General features: G+C 59.5%; 13 protein-coding genes. 6 read left to right on the forward strand and 7 right to left on the reverse strand.

Annotated features, from left to right (window positions below; all coding sequences use genetic code 11):
• Positions 1 to 251: 251 nt before the first annotated feature.
• The gene (locus tag ELE36_RS15335) at positions 252 to 839 is read left to right on the forward strand and encodes a nitroreductase family protein (RefSeq protein ID WP_129834797.1); all 588 of its coding nucleotides are present in this window, start codon (positions 252 to 254) and stop codon (positions 837 to 839) included.
• Positions 829 to 1788, forward strand: coding sequence for a 5'-3' exonuclease (locus tag ELE36_RS15340; RefSeq protein WP_129834799.1), 960 nt, complete (start codon positions 829 to 831; stop codon positions 1786 to 1788). Before ELE36_RS15335 ends, ELE36_RS15340 begins: the two co-directional genes overlap by 11 nt.
• On the opposite strand, the gene ELE36_RS15345 is transcribed toward ELE36_RS15340, so the two are convergent.
• A complete protein-coding gene (locus tag ELE36_RS15345) occupies positions 1785 to 2216 on the reverse strand; it encodes a hypothetical protein (protein WP_129834801.1) in 432 nt (143 codons plus the stop codon). The genes ELE36_RS15340 and ELE36_RS15345 overlap by 4 nt on opposite strands.
• Positions 2217 to 2424: 208 nt before the next feature.
• Here ELE36_RS15345 and ELE36_RS20865 point away from each other — a divergent pair, with 208 nt between their 5' ends.
• Both ELE36_RS20865 and prmC read left to right on the forward strand, forming a co-directional pair.
• Positions 2425 to 6774 carry a hypothetical protein gene (locus ELE36_RS20865; RefSeq protein ID WP_242512281.1) on the forward strand — a complete coding sequence of 1450 codons (4350 nt, stop codon included), beginning with the start codon at positions 2425 to 2427 and terminating at the stop codon, positions 6772 to 6774.
• Positions 6771 to 7637 carry a peptide chain release factor N(5)-glutamine methyltransferase gene (gene prmC / locus ELE36_RS15350; RefSeq protein ID WP_277987054.1) on the forward strand — a complete coding sequence of 289 codons (867 nt, stop codon included), beginning with the start codon at positions 6771 to 6773 and terminating at the stop codon, positions 7635 to 7637. The genes ELE36_RS20865 and prmC overlap by 4 nt, the downstream gene beginning before the upstream one ends.
• A 58-nt stretch (positions 7638 to 7695) precedes the next feature.
• On the opposite strand, the gene ELE36_RS15355 is transcribed toward prmC, so the two are convergent.
• From ELE36_RS15355 to dxs, 3 genes are all read right to left on the reverse strand, one after another.
• Positions 7696 to 8016 (reverse strand): hypothetical protein, encoded by a 321-nt coding sequence (locus tag ELE36_RS15355; RefSeq protein ID WP_129834805.1) that lies wholly within the window; start codon positions 8014 to 8016, stop codon positions 7696 to 7698.
• A gap of 17 nt (positions 8017 to 8033) precedes the next feature.
• The gene (locus ELE36_RS15360) at positions 8034 to 9068 is read right to left on the reverse strand and encodes a M4 family metallopeptidase (protein WP_207215953.1); all 1035 of its coding nucleotides are present in this window, start codon (positions 9066 to 9068) and stop codon (positions 8034 to 8036) included.
• A gap of 150 nt (positions 9069 to 9218) precedes the next feature.
• Positions 9219 to 11117, reverse strand: coding sequence for a 1-deoxy-D-xylulose-5-phosphate synthase (gene dxs, locus ELE36_RS15365; RefSeq protein ID WP_129834809.1), 1899 nt, complete (start codon positions 11115 to 11117; stop codon positions 9219 to 9221).
• Between the two features lie 291 nt (positions 11118 to 11408).
• On the opposite strand from dxs, the gene ELE36_RS15370 reads away from it, so the two are divergent.
• A complete protein-coding gene (locus tag ELE36_RS15370; RefSeq protein WP_129834811.1) occupies positions 11409 to 12140 on the forward strand; it encodes a hypothetical protein in 732 nt (243 codons plus the stop codon).
• A 24-nt stretch (positions 12141 to 12164) separates the two neighbouring features.
• Positions 12165 to 12482: an OmpA family protein gene (locus tag ELE36_RS15375; RefSeq protein WP_129834813.1), complete on the forward strand. Its 318-nt coding sequence runs from the start codon at positions 12165 to 12167 to the stop codon at positions 12480 to 12482.
• Positions 12483 to 12644: 162 nt separating this feature from the next.
• Here the strand turns inward: ELE36_RS15375 and ELE36_RS15380 are convergent, their stop codons facing one another.
• From ELE36_RS15380 to ELE36_RS15390, 3 genes are all read right to left on the reverse strand, one after another.
• Positions 12645 to 13238, reverse strand: coding sequence for an HNH endonuclease (locus ELE36_RS15380; protein WP_129834815.1), 594 nt, complete (start codon positions 13236 to 13238; stop codon positions 12645 to 12647).
• A 166-nt stretch (positions 13239 to 13404) separates the two neighbouring features.
• Positions 13405 to 13893, reverse strand: a complete 489-nt coding sequence (locus tag ELE36_RS15385; protein WP_129834817.1) for a GNAT family N-acetyltransferase — start codon at positions 13891 to 13893, stop codon at positions 13405 to 13407.
• 108 nt (positions 13894 to 14001) lie between these two features.
• The gene (locus ELE36_RS15390; RefSeq protein WP_129834819.1) at positions 14002 to 15792 is read right to left on the reverse strand and encodes an acyl-CoA dehydrogenase C-terminal domain-containing protein; all 1791 of its coding nucleotides are present in this window, start codon (positions 15790 to 15792) and stop codon (positions 14002 to 14004) included.
• Between the last annotated feature and the right edge of the window lie 13 nt (positions 15793 to 15805).

A 15805-nucleotide genomic window follows, 5' to 3' on the forward strand; every position in this document is an offset into this window, starting at 1 on the left:
TAGCGGACGCAGCGGCCAGCGGCTAGGTGCGCGTGCGGATTTGCTCGTTCTTTGGTTCGGGGCGGCATATTTCTGCTCGCGATTGCTTTTTTTTGCTCGTCATTCCAGCGCAGGCTGGAATCCAGTTCTTGTTTCTGATCTACGTCTGGAAGAACTGGATCCCAGCCTGCGCTGGGATGACGGCCCTTTTTTTCGACGGCACGCAACTTGTTATGCTTGCCTTCTGTCCTCCCGCTAGATCACCACACACCATGCCCACACTCGAAACCCTCACCACACGCCAATCCACACCCTCACGCCTGCTCAACGCGCCCGCGCCCGATGCCGCGCAATTACAGGCGCTGCTCGAAGCCGCAATTCGTGTACCCGATCACGGCCAACTTGTGCCATTCCGCCTGCTGCTGCTGCGCGATGCGTCGCGTATTGCGTTCGGTCAACGCATCGCCGAAATCCATCAGCACAGCGATCCCGGCGCGCCGGAAAAAGCCTTGCAGAAAGATCGCGATCGCTTCAATCAGGCGCCGCTGGTAATCGTTGTCATCGCGCGGCTCACGGCAGGCCACAAGGTACCCGAGCAGGAACAATTGCTCAGTGCCGGTTGCGTTGCCTACAACATTTTGCTCGGCGCGCACGCGCTCGGATTCGGCGCGCAATGGCTCACCGGATGGGCCGCGTACGATGCCGATGTTGCGGCATTGCTCAGCCTGGCTGCGAACGAAAAAGTGATCGGTTTTGTGCATGTTGGCACGGCGGCCGAGGTCATCCCTGATCGCACGCGGCCCGTGCTCGAAAGCGTGTGCGGCGAATGGCATCCAGAGTCCGCCGCGCATGGAAACTGAGACTTCCGGCATCGACGTATTGCCTGCAGCGACCGCATCCATCGCGCCATCGCAAACCGTTTATCTGGTCGATGCGAGCCTGTATGTTTTTCGCAGTTGGCACGCGATTGCACCGAAATTTTTCGACCATGCAGGCGCGTCGGTCAACGCGGTCTACGGCTTCACGCGGTTCCTGCTCGATTTCGCCGAACAAGCCAAACCGACACATGTCGCCGTCGCGTTCGATGAGTCGCTGACGGCCTCGTTTCGCAACGCGATTTATCCCGCCTACAAGGCCAACCGCGAATTGCCGCCGGAAGAACTCAAGCGCCAGTTTGCGTACTGCAAGGAAGTCGCCGCTGCGCTCGGTTTTGTCGTGCTGCGCGATATCAGTTACGAAGCGGATGATTTGATCGGCAGCATGGTCGCGCTATTGCGTCCGCGCGGATTCCGTTCGGTGATCGTTTCCGCCGACAAGGATTTCGGCCAGATGATCGGCGAACATGATCGCCAGTGGGATTTCTCCAAACAATACAGCTACGGCCCCGCCGGCGTGATGGAGCGCCTCGGCGTGCATCCGCATCAGGTCGTGGATTATCTCGCGCTCACCGGCGACGCCGTCGACAATATTCCCGGCGTACCCGGCATCGGCCCGAAAACCGCCGCCGCGCTGCTCGCGCATTTCGGCTCGCTCGATGATTTATTGCGACGCATTGAGGAACTGCCGTACCTGCGCCTGCGCGGCGCCGCCGCGAGTTACGCGCGCATCAAGCAACATCGCGAACAGGCGCTGATGTCGCAGGCGCTGAGTCGCATTGCGCTTGATGCGCCGGTGCCGCAAGAGTCCGATCAGCTGATCTGGCGCGGGCCGGAATTGGCGACTGTGGATGAGCTGTTCACGCGGCTGAAATTCGGGCCGATGACGCGGGCGCGGTGTCGGGGATTGCTCGAATTTTCGGCAAAGCGTTAAACCGCGCGTTCCGCAGTTGGCTGAAGCACAAACGCTAAGCGAAATCCCTTGGAACCATCGCTTTGAATCAGAGCATAAGCCTCAGCAGCGTTTTTTACCGTCGGGAGTTTGAACGGATCCGCGTCGTCGCTCGCCCACCAGATACGAATAACGGTATGCAGCGATTCACAGCGTTCGATGACTTTTCCCAACGCTGACTCTTCTATCAATCGATCTTCAAATATATCCTCTTCCGCCGCGCAAACTAGCTCAGTGGACGTTTCCGTCTCACCATCGTCCCACCACAACGATGGGCTGCCGTCAGCGGCTTCGATAAGCGCTGCAAGCTTGGCCAAATACGATTGCGCCTCTCGAATCGGGATCAGACGCCCGGACGGAACCTCGACAGATTCTGCATTCTTGCCAGAGATTGTGATGAAGTAGCTCATACGTCATAGCATCCAAATTAAGCCAGCTCGCGAACGAGCTAAGCTTGGACAATCGATCAAGATATTTGAAACAGAAAGCCACATGGTAAGCAGCAAATTCGACACCGCCACACAACCGCAGCAAGATCATCGCACCGTTAACCCCGCACCCGCCACGCCTGCGTTGTACGCTAACCAAGTCGCCCCCGCTCCCGCTAAGGATGGAATCATGCGTATGTCTCTGCTCCGCGTCCCATCGATATTTGTTTTCGCGCTGCTGTTGATGTTTGTCTCAGCCTCGCCAGGCTTTGCGCAAACCGCGCAAACCGCGTCGCCTCCTTCCGTGCAAACCTATGCGACAGCGCCCGACAACGATATTCCCGGCGCGCTCAAGGACTGGCGCGCATGGGTGTTGCATGGCAGCGATTATCGCGCGTGTCCATTCATTGCCACGGCGGCGCCGAAGGATGCATCGACGTATCTTTGTGCGTGGCCGGGCAAGCTCACGATCACGGCCGACGATCACGGCGCAAACGTGGCGCAACACTGGCGCGTGGATGCGCCGAGCTGGGTGCCGCTGCCGGGTGATACGCAAAACTGGCCGCAGGATTTCACGCTCAACGGCCAGCGTGTGCCGTTGCTCGCGCACGGCGGCGCGCCTTCGATCTGGCTGACACCGGGCAATTACGATCTGCGCGCGCACATCACGTGGAGCGAGCGCCCGCAAGTATTGCCGGTGCCGGCAGCAACCGTGCTGATTGATTTGAGCGTAGATGGCAAACCGATTGCGGCGCCGCAGCGCGATGGCAATGGCGTGGCGCTGGGTCGCTCGGCGACCACCGCAACGGAAGCCGACTCGCTCTCGTTGCAAGTGTTCCGCCTGCTCGAAGACGGCGTGCCTGCCGAGCTGACGACACGTATCCAGCTTGATGTCGGCGGCAGTGCGCGCGAGATCGATCTCGGCGCGCCGCTGGGTGCGGAATTCGCGCCGCTCGCGCTGAGCGGCGATCTGCCCGCGCGCCTTGATGCCGCATCGCATCTGCATGTGCAATTGCGCCCCGGTCATTGGAGTTTGAACTTGCGCGCGCGCGCATTGGCGCCACTCGCCATAGTGGCGGCGCCGACGATTGCCGGGCCGTGGCCGACGCAGGAAGTGTGGAGTTATTTCGCTGCCGCAGGTTTGCGCGTGACCAATCCGGTGAGTACCACGCCGATTGATCCGGGCCAGGCCGACGTGCCCAGCGAGTGGCGCACGTTGCCCGCATTTGCGCTGGCGGCGGGTGAAAAACTCACTGTCGAGGAACGCTCTCGCGGCCAGGCACCGGATGAGGCGAACCGGCTGAATCTGATTCGCGAAGCATGGCTGGATTTTTCCGGCGATGGCATCTCCACCAAGGATCATCTAAGCGGCACGCTGGTGCGCGACTGGCGGCTGGATGTGGCCGCGCCGTATGTGTTGCGCCGTGCCGAAACTCAATTGCGCGGCAACACCGAAGGCCTGCTGATTACGCGCGGCGCAAGTGCTGAAAAAAGCGGCGTGGAATGGAGCCGCGCGCAGGTCAATCTCAACGCCGGCATGCGCATTGATCGTCACGGCATGAGCCTGCCGGTGAACGGCTGGCAGCAGAATCTGGATTCGGTCGCGATGACGCTGCACCTGCCCTTCGGCTATCGCTTGCTCGGTGCGCCCGGTGCCGATGCCGTAACGGGAAGTTGGGCCAGTCACTGGCGTTTGCTGGATGCGTTTCTGGTCGCGCTGGTGGCATTGTTTGCGTGGCGGCTGCTTGGCATCGTTGGCGGTATCGCTGCGACTGTGTATCTGGTGATCGGTTATCAGGAATTCGGCGCGCCGTTCTGGACCCTCGCCGCAGTATTGATTTTTGCGTTGATCCACCGCGTGCTGCCGGCCGGAAAACCGCAGCTGGTGTTGCGCGTGCTTGCACGAGTCGCGGTGATTGCGATGCTGCTGGTCGCGTTGCCGTTTGTCGCTGGACAAGTGCGTGCGGCAATTTATCCGCAACTCGAAAATTCACCCGAGGTGTTTGCCGGAGTTAGCGGCGGCATGATCGGCAACTATGCGGGCCTGTATCGACACCGCACCTCGCGCACGCTTGATGCGAAGATGCAGGAGCAAATGAAGGATGCACCCGCGGAGCCGGAGCAAGCGGAAGATGAAGTCGATGCATCGCCCCCGCCGACAGCTTCACCTCCGGCGCCAGCCGCGATGATGGCCAAGCCGGTAATGAATGCGCCGATGAAATCAAAGCTCGAAACCGTTGAAGTTACGGGAGGCCGCATACGCCGTACTGATGTCGAAACCGCGTCGCCAGTGCTAACGATTGATCGCGCCAAGGTAATGCCGCGTTACGCCGAAAATACCATCGTGCAGTCCGGCAGCGGCGAACCGGATTGGCATTACGGCTCGACCGCGCAGTTGCACTGGAGCGGCCCGGTATTGCCGCAGCAGAATGTGCAGTTGGTCATCCTGTCGCCGCTGTTCACGCGTCTGTTGCGGCTGGTGCTGGTGGCGTTGCTGGCGTGGATCAGCCTGCGTTTATTGCAGGGTGTCTTCGGCGGCGACGCGCCGACCGCTAGTCCATCGGTTCGACCGAATCGTGGCATGTCAGCCGTTGGCAGCGTGATGTTGCTTGGTCTGCTGCTGACGCCGCACGCGTTTGCGCAAGGTGCGCCGGATCAGAACATTCTCAACGAGCTGCGCAATCGCCTCACCGAAGTTCCGCATTGCGCACCGGAATGCGCCAAGATCGCGAACGCGACCGTGCTGGCCGACGGTGACCGCATTCGTATCGCGCTCGAAGCACACGTCGGCGAAAGAGTGGCGTTGCCGGTGCCGAGCGGCGCGCATGGTCTGGTGTTGCGCACGATCACGCTGGATGGCGTAGCGCAGGATGCGCTGGCGCAGCGCGACGGCAAATGGTGGGTAGTAGCAACACGTGGCGTGCACCGCATCGAGATGGAATTCAGTGCCGCACAGAACGACAAGATCATGCTGAATTTTCCGCTGGCACCTGCGCAAATCGAAGTCAATGCGCCGGGCTGGGTGGCGAGCGGCGTGAGTGATGCGCGCCTGCTTACCGACGCGCTCGAATTAGTGCGATTGCATGTGGGCAGTGATGCAGGGGCGAGTAGCGGCGGCGAACAACAGTTCGCGCCATTCGTGCGGCTGACGCGCGATATCAGCGTGGATCTGGATTGGTCGATCAACAATACCGTGCAACGCCTCGCCCCGGCGAGCGGCGGTTTTTCGGTCGAGTTGCCGTTGCTGACCAACGAGACGGTGCAGACGGCACAGCTCAAAGTGCGCGAGCAACACATCACCGTGCCACTCAACAGCAACGCGGCGAGTGCGATATGGCAAAGTCGACTCGCGCGCAGCGACAGTTTCACGTTGACCGCGCCGGCGCTGACCGAGCGCGCCGAGGTGTGGAAAATCACCTTGAATCCGATGTGGCACGCCGAGTTTTCCGGCCTGCCCGAAACGCAGCCGCAAGCCGCCACAGACGATTACTGGACGCACGAATTTCATCCGTTGCCGGGCGAAACTTTGACCGTGAAAGTGACGCGTCCCGAAGCAATTCCTGGCGACAGCATCGCGCTGGATTCGGTCGGGCTAGACAGCAATATCGCGCAGCACGCATCCGAGCACAGCATGACTTTGAACCTGCGCAGCACGCGCGGTGGCGAGCATGCGATCGATCTGCCCGCAGGTGCTCAAGTGCTCGGCGTCGACAAGGATGGCCAGACGCAGAATCTGCGGCCGCGCGACAACAAGTTGAGCCTGCCGATCACGCCCGGCGCACAGCGTTTCACGATCCGCTGGCGCGAGAGCAGTGAGCTCGGATTGCACAACACTGTGCCCGCCGTGAATCTGCATCTGGCGGCGGCGAATCTGCAACTTGTATTAAATCTGCCGCAAGATCGCTGGGTGTTGTTTGTGTACGGCCCGACCACTGGCCCGGCGGTGTTGTACTGGGGCGAATTGCTGCTGATGCTGCTCCTGGCATATGCATTGACGCGGCTGCGTCGCACCCCGCTCGCGTACTGGCAATGGGTGTTGCTGGGAATCGGCTTTTCGACGTTTTCGTGGGTCGCGCTGGTCGTGGTTGTCGTGTGGCTGCTGGCATTGCAATGGCGTGCAGAACGCGGCTCGGAGTTGAACGATTTGCGCTTCAATTTGCTGCAACTCGGGCTGATCGTATTGAGCATCGCGGCGCTGTTATGCCTGGTCACGGCCATTCCGTACGGCCTGCTCGGCGAACCCGATATGCAGGTTACGGGTAATGGTTCGCAGGCCCATGCGCTGCGCTGGTTCACCGATTTTTCTGCCAGCGGCGATTTGCCGAGCGCGGGTGCAATCGCGCTGCCGATGTGGGCCTACAAACTCGCGATGCTGGCCTGGGCGCTATGGCTGGCGAATGCGCTGATCGGCTGGTTGCGCAACGGTTTTGCAGCTTATGGCAAGGACGGATATTGGCGCGCGGCGGCGAAATCTGCGCCCAAACCCACAGTCATACCGACCGCGCCGATCGATACCACAGGCGGCGAGGCGGGGCGTTGAACGAGGCTGAAAAAAAGTCGTCAACGGTACGCGCGCTGCTACTCGAAGCAGCGCGCATATTGCCGACGCCGGAAGCGCGGCTCGAAGCGGAAATCCTGCTCGTATTTGTGCTCGATGTTTCGCGCACATGGCTGTTCGCACACGCGGATGATGGCATCGATGCTGTGCGTATCGAGCGTTATCGCGGCTTGCTCGCTGCCCGCGCCGCGGGCCAGCCGATAGCCTACCTGACTGGCAGACGCGAATTCTGGTCACTGCCGTTGCAGATCACGGCGGACACACTAATCCCACGCGCCGACACCGAACTGCTGGTCGAGCAAGCGCTGCTGCATATTCCACAAAGTGGCATTGTGGACATTCTCGATCTCGGCACCGGCAGCGGCGCGATCGCGTTGGCGCTTGCGCACGAACGCCCGCAAGCGCGTGTCGTCGCGACCGATCTGAGTTGCGCCGCCCTCGCTGTGGCGCGCGGCAATACGCAGCAACTCGGAATCGGCAATATCCGCTTTTGCGCAGGCTCATGGTTCAGTGCGATCGAGCCGCAATATTTCGATGTGATCGTCTCGAATCCGCCGTATATCCGCACGAGCGATCATCATCTCGGCGAAGGTGATCTGCGTTTCGAGCCGATCAGCGCATTGGCTTCCGGCGTAGACGGCCTGGATGCGATTCGCGAGATCGTTTATGACGCACGCGCCTATCTCAAGCCAGATGGCTGGCTGCTGTTCGAGCACGGCTGGGATCAGGCCGCCGAGATACGCGCGTTATTGCGCAAAAGTGGATTTGTGGATATAGCTACTTCGCGCGACATTGAGCAACGCGATCGAGTCACGAGTGGGAAGCTCGGCAGAATAGGTGAATGAAACGCCGCTGTGGTTACATGTATCAAGCGGCACATATCCGCATTGACCGCAGTGCGCCCTAGCTTTTCGCAGCAGCGGAATCCGCTTGATGCGCCTTGATAAAATCGACCAACTCTTGAAATTTCGGCGCGACCGCACCTTCGACGGCGTGATGTATTGTCGTGGTTCCGGCAACGCTGATGTCGAGTTGATACTGGCGCTGTTCCGATCCCGCTCGTGCCGTGGTGGAGAGTGGTTTTTCCGCGCGTACGGCGCGCACCAATTGATCCAGCTCCAGTTTTTCACTGACCGTGAGTTTGCCGGAGCCGAGTACGATGGCCGGGCGTGTGCCAAGAAAATCGCCGCTCTGCTGCAACTTGACTTCGATGATTCCTGACACAGGCACCTCGTTGAGTTTCAGAGTCCGACCATTTTCCAGGCTTTGCGTACGAGCTTCTGTTCCGCGGCGCCGTACAAATCTTTTGCGACCTGGATCGTGAGATCGCGGCAATCGGCAAAACCCGAATTCGGCCGCAGCCGATTGCACAATACTTCATACCAAATCGCACCGGCTTTATCCCACGAATAACCGGTCGGCGACAACGTCGTCGCGGCGAGATAAAACGCGCGGTTGGGAATGCTGGAATTGATGTGCACACCGCCGTTGTCTTGCGTGCCCTTGACGTATTTTTTCATGTTGTCGGGCTGCGGATCCTTGCCGAGCACCGGATCGTCGTAGGCCGTACCCGGCGCGCTCATCGAACGCAACGCGACACCATGAACTTTTTTGGTCAGCAGTCCCTGACCGATCAGCCAGTCGGCCTTGGTCGCCTTCTGCTTGTTGACGAATTGCTTGACCATCGAGCCAAAAACATCCGACATCGATTCGTTGAGTGCGCCGGATTCGCCCTGATACGACAGGCTCGCTTCGTATTGCGTAACGCCGTGGGTGAGCTCGTGACCGATCACGTCGACGCTGATGGTGAAGCGGTTGAACAACGATCCGTCGCCATCGCCATAGACCATCTGCTGGCCGTTCCAGAACGCGTTGTCGTACTTGTGATCGTAGTGCACGGTCGAATCCAGGCGCATGCCTTTGTCATCGACGGAATTGCGCTTGAACTTCGCCAGATAAAAATCATAGACCGCGCCCGAACCATCGAACGCTTCATTGATCGCGACGTCCTTGCTCGGCGGGTCGTTCTCGCTGCGCACGAGTTTGCCCGGCAGTGTTGTCGCGCCGGCGGCATCGTAAACCGTGCGCCGTTTGGTGCCGGTCGGAGTCAAGGTCCAGACCGCTTCCTGCATCTGGCGCTGGCCGCGAAACTGGCCCGATGAATGCAGATTTTCCAGCGCCCACGCGCGCTGCGTGTCGCTGCCGTTGCGGATGATATTTTCGAGAATATGCGGAGGAAGAATGCACTGCAGGGGATGGTGCCGCTCGCCATCCATTGGTTTACCGCGGCCAGAATGATCGCACATGACGTTCCTTCAAGTAGTCCGGAGGGGGACGTCCACGAAGCAGAAGCATCAAGCCGATTTATTGCATCGTGCGTCCGTTATACACAGTGACGCTCGATGGACAATTGTCTCACTTCGAACTCAGACCGCGTTGCGCAACCCCGCCTGTGCAGGTGCGAATTGCGGCCAGCGTTTGAGGATGGCGCTAAGGATGCCGGCAACATCCAGCCCGGCTTCGCTGAGCAATTGCTCGCGGCTGGCGTGTTCGAGATAACTGTCGGCCAACCCGAGATGCAACACCGGCGTGTTGATGCCGTGCGCGGCGAGCAATTCGCTGACGCTGCTGCCGGCGCCACCGGCAATCGCGTTGTCTTCGAGCGTGACTAATGCGCTATGCGAACGCGCGAGTTCGAGCAGCAGAGTTTCGTCCAGCGGTTTGACAAACCGCATGTTGACGACGGTCGCGTCGAGTTCCGCCGCGATGATTTCCGCGGGCGCGAGCAACGGCCCGAAGGCAAGCAACGCGATGCCGTTGCCACTGCGACGCAACTCGGCCCTGCCGATTTCCAAAGTAGCGAGGTCTGGCGTGATCGCCACGCCGGGGCCGTTGCCGCGCGGATAACGCACCGCCGCCGGGCCGTCGAACAGAAAACCGGTGCTTAGCATCTGCCGGCATTCGTTTTCGTCCGACGGCGCCATCACCAGCATGTTCGGAATACAGCGCAGGTAACTCAGATCAAAACTGCCGGCGTGCGTGGCGCCATCCGGGCCGACGATGCCAGCGCGATCGATCGCGAACAACACATCAAGATTCTGCAGCGCGACGTCATGAATCAGTTGATCGTAGGCGCGTTGCAGGAAAGTGGAATAAATCGCGACGACCGGCTTCGCACCTTCGCAGGCCATGCCGGCGGCAAGCGTGACCGCATGTTGTTCGGCGATCGTGACATCGAAATAGCGCTCGGCATATTCCTTGGAAAAACGCACGAGGCCGGAACCTTCGCGCATCGCCGGCGTGACCGCAAGCAGGCGCGAATCGGCCTTGGCCATGTCGCACAACCAGTCGCCGAAAACCTGCGTGTAGGTGAGTTTTCCGCTACCGGGTTTCTTGATGATGCCGAGTTTCGGATCGAACGGGCCGACCGCGTGGTATTCGATCTGATCGGCCTCGGCGCGCTCATAACCTTTGCCTTTCGTGGTCATGATGTGCAGCAACTGCGGGCCTTTCAGCTCCTTCAAAGTGCGCAATGTCGACAGCAGCATCGGCAGATCGTGGCCGTTGATCGGACCGGTGTAATGGAAACCGAGTTCTTCGAACAAAGTGCTCGGCACGAACATGCCCTTGGCGTGTTCTTCCCAGCGCTTGAGGAAACGATACATGAACGAACCGCGCTTGATCATCTGCTTGCCGCGTTCGCGCCAGCGATTCAAGGTGCGACTCGCAAGCAGGCGCGCGAGCATCTTGGTCAGCGCGCCAACATTCTCCGAAATCGACATCTGGTTGTCGTTGAGAATCACGAGGATATCCGGCTCGACATCACCACCGTGATTCAGCGCTTCAAACGCCATGCCGCCGGTCAGGCCGCCATCGCCGATGACAGCGACGACCTTGCGATTGTCGCCTTTGCGTTGCGCCGCGATGGCCATGCCGAGCGCGGCGGAAATCGAGGTCGACGAATGACCGACGCCAAAGGTATCGAACGCGCTTTCGTCGCGCTTGGGGAAAGGTGCAATGCCATCTTTCTGCTTGACCGTGGCGATGCGATCGCGCCGGCCGGTCAAAATCTTGTGCGGATAGGTTTGATGGCCGACATCCCACACCAGCCGATCGTCCGGCGTGTTGTACATGTAGTGCAAGGCGACGGTCAGTTCGATGCAACCGAGACCGGCGCCAAAATGGCCGCCGCTTTGTGCAACCGATTCGATCAGGTAATCGCGCAACTCGGCGGCGACGGCGGTCAATTCGGTTTCCGGCAGCTCGCGCAAATTGGCTGGGCTGTCGATGCGCGCGAGGCGCGGATAGCGTTGCTGGTCGATCATCGCGAATTCAAAGGCTTATCAAGCTGCGTATTGTCGGCTAGCACGGCGGGTACGGCAAGGTCACAACGGCCACGCAGCAGGCCGGAAGCTGCGTATTTGCGGACAAAACAGCCTGCCGATGCACTGACATCGAGGCTTGGGTCTATTCATGCGAGACGAAAAACCGTGAACCAGTTCCGGCTTGATTGAGACTTGCAACGCGTCACGACGCGCGCTGCATTTGCATAATGCCCCGCCGACCTTCTTCCATCCGAGCTTCGGCCCGAGCTTCTCGCCCACAGGAATCCATCAATGCATCGTTTGCTCTGGAATCTGCTATTTGCCTTATCTGCCTTCACCACGGCGAACGCGTTTGCCGAATCGCGGGATTGTCCGCCGGTGGGACATTTGCCGAATTATGTCGCCGAAGAAGCACCGACCTTGCGCGACTATCAAAGCGATTCGTTCGACATCAATACCCCGGCGGATGCGGAGGCGATTACCGTCGCGGGACGTTATTGCCACACGTATTACAAACTTCCGGATGGCGCGACGCCGATGTCGCCGCTGGAAGTCCACAGCAATTACCGCGCCCAGTTCGCCAAACTCGGCGCGCAAAGTCTGTACCTCGGCAACGCCTACACCTACGTCAAGCTGAATCAGGACTGCAAGGAATTCTGGATCAAGGTATACGGCGGCGACGGCGCCATCGAAGTGACCGTGATCGAAAAACAGGCGCCGAAACAGACGCTGTTGCCGCCGAGCGGCAAGGACTATCGCCTGCTCGGTCACCTGCTGAATTACATCGCGGGCGAGCCGAAAACGCGTAATTTCGACCAGACCGAATTCACCTCCGACACCGCCAGCGGCGAGAGCACCATCACCGTCGCCGGCAGGACGTTTTCGCTCGGCTACGCGCTCAAGGATGGCGCGCCAGCCTTCAGCGACTTGGAAATCCAGACCAACTATCGCAACCGACTCAAGGAGCTCGGCGCGCTGATCACTCACACCGAACCGCGCTACACGTACGCGAATCTTGAATAGAACGGCAAGAACATCTCGGTCAGCGTGTACAGCAGCGAAGGCTCCGTCGAAATCAATGTGGTCGAGGAAAAACCGTTCCAGGCGTCGATCGAACCACCGCAGCAAGATGCGCTCAAGGCGGCACTGGACAAGGACGGCCACATTGCGCTGTATATCAATTTCGATTTCGCCAAGGCCACACTGAAATCGGATGCACAGCCCGTAGTCGAGATTGTCGTCAAATCGGGGGTCGCCGCGGATCGATTGAAGTCAGCCGGCTACGGCGCCAGCAAACCGACCGCCGACAATGCCAGCAGCGAAGGTCGCGCCAAAAATCGTCGCGTCGAACTGGTCAAACTGTAAATGTAGCGTGAGCGCCGACTGGCTCTTTTAGCAAACGCTGCACAGCTATCAAACGATTGCCCCGCGGGCGCGGGTTCAGGCCACTACTGGAACGCCACGTTGCGTCATTTCCGGAGTGTCTGGCTCGCGCCTGTATTTTCTGGCGATATCGCGATCGGGCGTTTATGCGACGCGTTTGTTCTTCGGCAAATGGCTGACCAGAAATTCCATCTGATCGGCAAGAATATTGCGGTTCGATAAAATAAGATGCTCTACCCAGCTCGGCCGATATGGCACCGCCAGCAATGGCATGGCCGCTTGTTGCGGCGTGCGATTGCCCTTGCGTACATTGCAATGCAGGCAGGCACTGACGACGTTCTCCCACAAATCCAGGCCACCTTTCGACAGCGGCAATACATGATCGCGGGTCAGTTCGCCGCGATGGAACAAGTCACCGCAATACAGACATAACATGCGATCACGCGCGAACAGCGCGGCATTCGTCAAACCCGGCGACGGATCGATCGCCGCACCGCGTGCGTGGCCGCGACTGGCAACAATCGGATGCAGGTCGATCAGGCTTTGTTCGCCGCTCATACGGCTCAGGCCACCATGGATGGTCAGGCACGGATCGCCGAGGGTCCATGCGACCGCGCCACGAACGTAAAGACAAACAGCATCCTGCCAACTGATCCAGTCGAGAATACGCCCGCTCGAATCCAGCGACAGAACTCGCGTGGTGTGGATATCGCTCCGGGTGCGCACTTGCGTCAGCATTCATCCTCCCCGCATTGCGACGGGATGAAATCCGCCGCCAAACCGTGAACCATCTGAATACAGCAACCACTGAAAACCAGCATAGCCGAAATTACACGGCGTTTGTGAATCCTGCATGGCAGCGCGCCACGGATCGCAAACCCGAGTTCCGCACGGCAAGAATTTTTCAGCGATGCTTCGGCGGAGTGACTTTGGCCATGCGTATCAGATCAGCGCCAAATCCGCAGCTTTCGTAAAGTGCGCGCGCACGCGTATTACCCGGAAATGCTGAAAGCGTAATCAGGCGGCAATCGTGTTGCTGCGCCCAGCTATCGGTGAACGCGAGCATCGCGCGACCGATGCCTTTGCCATCACCGCCCTCGGGCACCGCGATATCCGAGATATGGCAGTTCCAGTGCTGGGTAAAAAAATCCAGGGTCTTTTGCAGATGCAAGAATCCGACCAGTTCGCCGTCATCGTTTTCGGCGACGAACAAGAACGATCCTGCGGGTTGCTCGGAAAGATGTCGTGCGATATCGCGATAGATGCCGTTGACGCAATCGCGCTTGCTGCGCCACGGTGGCAGATCGAATTCGACGAACCGTTCGACCAGACTCAGGATAAACGCATCGTCATCCGCCTGCGCCAGACGCACATGAATTTCGTTATCGCTCATGCTTCACTCTGGATGGATCCAACGGAAGTGGTGTCGAATTTTCGTTACACCGTTGCGTCGAATAGTTCCGGCGCAACGGCACTCAGTCAAGCCAATATTGCCTGATTTTTACGCCACCGAGAACTGTTCTTCCGGTATGTCCATGAGACTTGCGCTGCCGGCACGTATCATCGCCACATGACTCAAGGTACGCGGCAGGATGCGCGCATAATAAAACCGTGCGGTGTGCAATTTGGCTTGCTTGAAATCATCGCCGTGTTTTGAATTCTGCGCTGCGACAACGATCCGCGCCCAATAATAAGCCAGCGTGATGTAGCCGGAGTAGTACAAATAATCGACTGCGGCGGCGCCGATTTCCTCGGGATTTTTCACCGCCGACGCGGCGATCTCCTGCGTCAATGCAGCCCACTCCTGCGCCGCCTTGGCGAGCGGGCCGACAAATTCGGCAACGATTGCATTGCCTGCCTGGGCCTTGCAGAAAGTGCCGACTTCGTCGAGGAAATGGCGGAAACCAACGCCCTGCAGTGCCATGATCTTGCGTCCGAGCAAATCCAGTGCCTGGATCTGCGTCGTGCCTTCGTAGATCGTGGTGATGCGCGCATCGCGCACAAACTGCTCCATGCCCCATTCCTGGATATAGCCGTGTCCGCCGAAAATCTGCTGCGCATCAATCGTGCATTCAATCGCCATTTCGGTCATCAACGCCTTGACGATCGGCGTGAGGAAGGACAGCAATTCCTCGGCGTGTTTTTGCGTCGCCGGATCGGTGCTGCGATCGGCCAGCTCGACTTGGATATAAGCGTCATACACCAGAGCGCGACCGGCTTCGGCGAACGCCTTCTGCTTGAGAAGCATGCGCCGGATATCGGGATGCACGATGATCGGATCGGCCGGTTTGTCGGGGCGTTTTGGCCCGCTCAACGAACGCATCTGCAGACGATCACGCGCGTAGGCGAGCGAGTTCTGGTACGCACGTTCGATCAAGCCTAGCCCCTGCACACCGACGCCGACACGCGCGGCATTCATCATCGTGAACATGCAGTTGAGGCCCTTGTTCAACGGCCCGATCAGCCAGCCCTGCGCGCCATCGAAATTCATCACGCACGTCGCCGAACCCTTGATGCCCATCTTGTGTTCGATCGAACCGCAGGTCGCGGCGTTGCGCTCGCCGACTTTGCCACTTTGGTCGACCTTAAACTTCGGCACGATGAAAAGGGAAATTCCCTTGGTGCCGGCGGGCGCGTCCGGCAGGCGCGCGAGCACGAGGTGGATGATGTTGTCGGCCAGGTCATGCTCACCGGCGGTGATGAAAATTTTCGTGCCGCTGATGCTGTAGCTGCCGTCGGCCTGCGCTTCGGCCTTGGTCTTGAGCAGACCGAGATCGGTGCCGCAATGCGGTTCGGTCAGACACATCGTGCCGGTCCAGTTGCCGTGCGTGATCGGCTTGAGGAAAACCTCGCGCTGCCACTCTTCGCCGTGATGGATCAGCGCCGCCGCCGCACCGTGCGACAGCAAGGTATACGTGCCCCACGCGAGATTCGCCGACTCGATCATTTCCTTGACCGCGCCGCCGATCGATTCGGGCAGATGCTGGCCGCCATATTGTTCCGGCAGATTGATGCCCGGCCAGCCGCCTTCGACCCATTGCGCGTACGCCTGCTTGAAACCTTTCGGCGTGGTGACGACGGTATTGTCCCAATGGCAGCCTTCCTGGTCGCCCGATTTGTTCAACGGTGCGAGTACCTGACCGGTGAACTTGGCCGCTTCATCGAGCACGGCATCGATGATTTCGCGCGGCGCGTTTTCGCCGCCCGGCAACGTCGCGTAGATCGTCTCGACATCGAGCACGTCGTAAAGCACAAAACGGATATCGGTCAACGGGGCGTCGTACTTGCTCATGAGCAGTCCTGCG

Origin of the sequence: Pseudolysobacter antarcticus, from assembly GCF_004168365.1 — a bacterium.
Classification (GTDB): domain Bacteria; phylum Pseudomonadota; class Gammaproteobacteria; order Xanthomonadales; family Rhodanobacteraceae; genus Pseudolysobacter; species Pseudolysobacter antarcticus.